The 3929-nt window shown below is 46.4% G+C and carries 5 protein-coding genes; 3 read left to right on the top strand and 2 right to left on the bottom strand.

Annotated elements, in window-relative coordinates; all coding sequences use genetic code 11:
* On the bottom strand, window positions 1-332 hold a 332-nt coding region (locus WBV75_RS14295), incomplete at its 3' end, for a WD40/YVTN/BNR-like repeat-containing protein (RefSeq protein WP_424121257.1).
* A 235-nt stretch (window positions 333-567) separates the two neighbouring features.
* Here WBV75_RS14295 and WBV75_RS14290 point away from each other — a divergent pair.
* The 3 genes from WBV75_RS14290 to arsB are packed head-to-tail and all read left to right on the top strand — an operon-like array spanning window position 568 to window position 2597.
* Window positions 568-900: an ArsR/SmtB family transcription factor gene (locus WBV75_RS14290; protein ID WP_424121256.1), complete on the top strand. Its 333-nt coding sequence runs from the start codon at window positions 568-570 to the stop codon at window positions 898-900.
* A gap of 24 nt (window positions 901-924) precedes the next feature.
* Window positions 925-1557: a low molecular weight phosphatase family protein gene (locus tag WBV75_RS14285; protein WP_424121255.1), complete on the top strand. Its 633-nt coding sequence runs from the start codon at window positions 925-927 to the stop codon at window positions 1555-1557.
* Window positions 1558-1559: 2 nt separating this feature from the next.
* Window positions 1560-2597: an ACR3 family arsenite efflux transporter gene (arsB, locus tag WBV75_RS14280; RefSeq protein WP_424121254.1), complete on the top strand. Its 1038-nt coding sequence runs from the start codon at window positions 1560-1562 to the stop codon at window positions 2595-2597.
* Window positions 2598-2759: 162 nt separating this feature from the next.
* On the opposite strand, the gene WBV75_RS14275 is transcribed toward arsB, so the two are convergent.
* Window positions 2760-3563 (bottom strand): DUF6090 family protein, encoded by an 804-nt coding sequence (locus WBV75_RS14275; protein ID WP_424121253.1) that lies wholly within the window; start codon window positions 3561-3563, stop codon window positions 2760-2762.
* Between the last annotated feature and the right edge of the window lie 366 nt (window positions 3564-3929).

Genomic DNA, 3929 nt, shown 5'->3' with positions numbered 1-3929 from the left:
GGGTTACTGGGATCCAGGGTAATGCACCCTGTGGAATACGACTTTTGCTGATCGAACAGGGGGGTCCATGTTGTTCCCGCATTGACGGTTTTCCAGACACCTCCTGAGCCTACGGCCACATACCAGACATTGTCATTCTCCGGATGCATGGCGATATCCGCGATACGACCCGAAAGGAAGGCCGGACCAATGTTTCGGAATTTAAAAGCCTGCAAAGGCAATTCTTGTTTTTCGGCATCAGCGGCCTTGTTCTTTTTGCGTTGAGCATGAGCCGGGGTTCCTTGAAAAACAAAGAGGCCAGCGGCCAATAAGAGGAGGAAAAATCTTTTCATAATCGTTTGACTTTTAACAATCCCATAAATGTAGCAAATAATTGAGTCTTACTGGATATGTATAGAAAACTCCATGTGCTTAGAATACTCCCAAAGCGGGGTTAAGGAGACGCCAGAGTACCTCGAAAAGGCTCCGATACGCTTTAAAGCGCTGCGGTAAAAAAATGCACCTATTTTCCGTGGAAGCCATTTTAAGATTCATTATTTATCGTAATATTGCAATATAACAATTGATATGGGACTCACGAAATCAGAGATATTTACCGATACCCAAAACCGTATTGCCGCCTTTGCCAAAGCGCTCGGCCACCCTGCACGAGTGGCTATTCTCCAGCAGCTTTTTAAAACCGATTCCTGCATTTGCGGGGACCTTGTAGAGGAGATCGGTTTAGCACAACCCACCATATCGCAACATTTGCGGGAACTGAAGACGCTCGGGCTTATTCAGGGGAGTATTGAAGGTACACGGGTCTGCTATTGTATCGATAAAGAAAACTGGACGCTTATGAAGGAGATGCTCGTAACCTTTATGGATCAGGACATTCCCGCTCAGGAAGGCTGTTGCTAGATCATTGCTCAAAAAACCCCTACCATGACTGAAATGCCATCGAATCTATTTCCTGAAATTGAGAATCAAATTAAAAGCCTGGATCCTGAAGCCCTCCTGGAAGAACGACGAACCCTGCTGCAACCTTTGGTGGACTACATCCAAAGCCAGGTGCGGGAGAATCAGGAAATCCGTTTGAATTTTATCTGCACGCACAACTCGCGTCGCAGCCATTTGTCCCAGGTATGGGCACAAACCCTGGCCGCCTATCACAACCTGGAAAATGTGTCCTGTTACTCCGGGGGAACAGAAGCCACAGCCTTGTTTCCGGTGGTGGCGGAAACGTTTAAAAACTCAGGGCTTCAAATTGAAAAACTCTCCCAGGGCAACAATCCGGTATACAGCATCAAATATGGCGCTAATGCACATCCCATCATCGGATTTTCCAAAACCTTTGATGATCCGTTTAACCCCCGGTCTGGGTTTGCAGCCGTTATGACGTGTTCCCAGGCGGATGAAGGCTGCCCCTTTATCGCCGGGGCAGACCTGCGCGTCCCCATGACTTTTGAAGACCCGAAAGTATTTGACAACACCCCGCAACAGATGGAAAAATACCGGGAAAGAAGTGTGCAGATAGCCACCGAATTACACTATGTTTTCTCCAGAATCAATTCATAAGTATGGCACCGAAGAAACTCAGTTACCTCGATAGAAACCTCACCCTTTGGATTTTTATCGCCATGGCGATTGGGGTGGGGCTTGGATATTTTATCCCCACATTTCCTGAAATCATCCAGTCCTTTAGCGTGGGCACCACCAACATCCCGATTGCTATCGGACTGATTCTGATGATGTACCCCCCATTGGCCAAAGTCAATTACGCCATGTTGCCCAAAGTGTTCCGCAACACCCGGATCCTGTCCATTTCTTTGATCCTGAACTGGGTAATAGGCCCTGTCCTGATGTTTTTCCTGGCCATTACCTTCCTGCGCGACTATCCCGAGTATATGGTCGGGCTCATCCTGATCGGGCTTGCCCGCTGTATTGCCATGGTACTGGTCTGGAATGACCTCGCCGAGGGCAGCAGCGAATACGGCGCAGGCCTCGTTGCCCTCAACAGTATTTTCCAGGTATTTGCCTATAGTTTTTACGCCTGGATATTTATTACCATCCTTCCCCCTTATTTTGGCTTCGAAGGTGCCATCGTCGATATTTCCATAGGAACGATTGCAGAGAGTGTGGCCATTTACCTCGGGATTCCCTTTGTGATGGGTATTATGAGCCGCTGGATCCTGGTACGCGCCAAGGGGGAAGAATGGTATACAGAAAAATTTATCCCTGCCATCTCGCCCATGACCCTTATTGCCCTTCTTTTTACCATTGTGGTTATGTTTTCCCTGAAAGGGGAGCTAATTGTGGAAATTCCCAAAGACGTGGTAATAATCGCCATCCCACTATTGGTTTACTTTACAATAATGTTCCTTATCGGGTTCTTCTTTACGAAAGCCACAGGGGCCGAATACGATAAAACAGCCTCGGTGGCCTTTACCGCCGCCGGGAACAACTTTGAACTGGCCATCGCAGTGGCGATTGCGGTATTCGGACTGAACTCCGGACAGGCCTTTGCGGGAGTCATCGGACCCCTGGTGGAAGTTCCCGCCCTTATCCTGCTGGTCCGGGTTTCTTTCTGGCTTCGAAGAAAATACTATTTGAAATAGCCGCTTGCGGCTACGAAAGCCGCTGCGTCATCCATACGGAGGATATCCTGGAGGGTTGGGTTGGTTTACACCAATTCAGACGATGCAGGCAGCGATTTGTTACGATTCACGAGTCGCTCCCCTGGAGTAAAAGCAGCTTATATTCCGGAAACCTAATATATCTTACTCCGCAACAATCTCGTTGTCAATAATTTCCAAAACACTGTCGATATAATTGAGAATCCCTTGGGACTGGGTGTTTATAAGGGCAATCCAACTCACCACAAAAGCCAGGTAATTTTCAAATTCAACGGAATTTTTCAAAATATCCAAATCCACAGGCATTCCGGAAAATCCGATTTCGTCATTCACTTCCTCAGGGGAGGACAACAAAATGGAATTAATCACCTGGTATCTGATCCGACTGTTAATAATGTTCCTCGCATTGTAATTCTTATATAGGAATGGACGAAAGTGGTTGTGGTTATAACTATTGTACATGTCCTCATCTTCCTTGAAATCCTCGATCATAGAATTCCATGAGGAAAGCGTGTCGTTTAGCTTTTCATTACGCAAAAGTGTGAGCTTGTCCGTGGAAGTCAATTGGTTCAACACCCCCAATGAAGGATCAAAAGTATATACAGGTAGGGCTACGGCTAAGAGACTGTCCACCTGAGAAGGAGTATTATACTCAGACTCACCATCTACAAACCTCAGCAATTCCCTGGCAGACTGTAAGGCTTTATCTCTCATAAGTACTTTTTGAACCAACTGTTCTCTGTTGGCCAGAAATTCATTTTTTAACTGCTTCAGAAACACCTGAGCCTCTGCACGGGATTCTCGCTCACTAGTCCAGGCATCTACTTGCAGGGCGATTAAAATCCCAAAAATGACGATGATGATCTCTCCAATGGTATACAGCAGATACTTGCTGAACCTGTTTTTGGGAAGCAGTCGCCGGCGAAATTGGTTGAAAAGGCGTGACATAAGGTAAGTCTGATGACTTTCTCAAAATACAAAAAATAAAGTGTCTTTTACCCGATGGGACTTTACCTATCTTGTATTATCCCAGGTAGCTTTGGCATAAAGGCATTAAGCGCCTCTCGACCAGGTCTTCCAACTCGCTTTAAAAACGAAAAAACCCCTTTCGTTAAGGGGTTTTTAGTTATGGATCTGTCGTGTTCTATTCTTAGGAAACAGAGCTCAGTAACTCCTTATTAATAACGTCTTCCAAAACGTGCTTGGGCAAGGCCCCGGCCTGCATCATAGGTTCCTTACCAACAGGGATAAACAAAATGCTTGGGATACTTCGAATCTGAAAGATAGCTGCCAGTTCCTGTTCTACCTGGGTAT

It is taken from the genome of Robiginitalea sp., assembly GCF_049588695.1.
Lineage (GTDB): Bacteria > Bacteroidota > Bacteroidia > Flavobacteriales > Flavobacteriaceae > Robiginitalea.
This window is presented reverse-complemented; position numbering and strand designations above follow the sequence as displayed.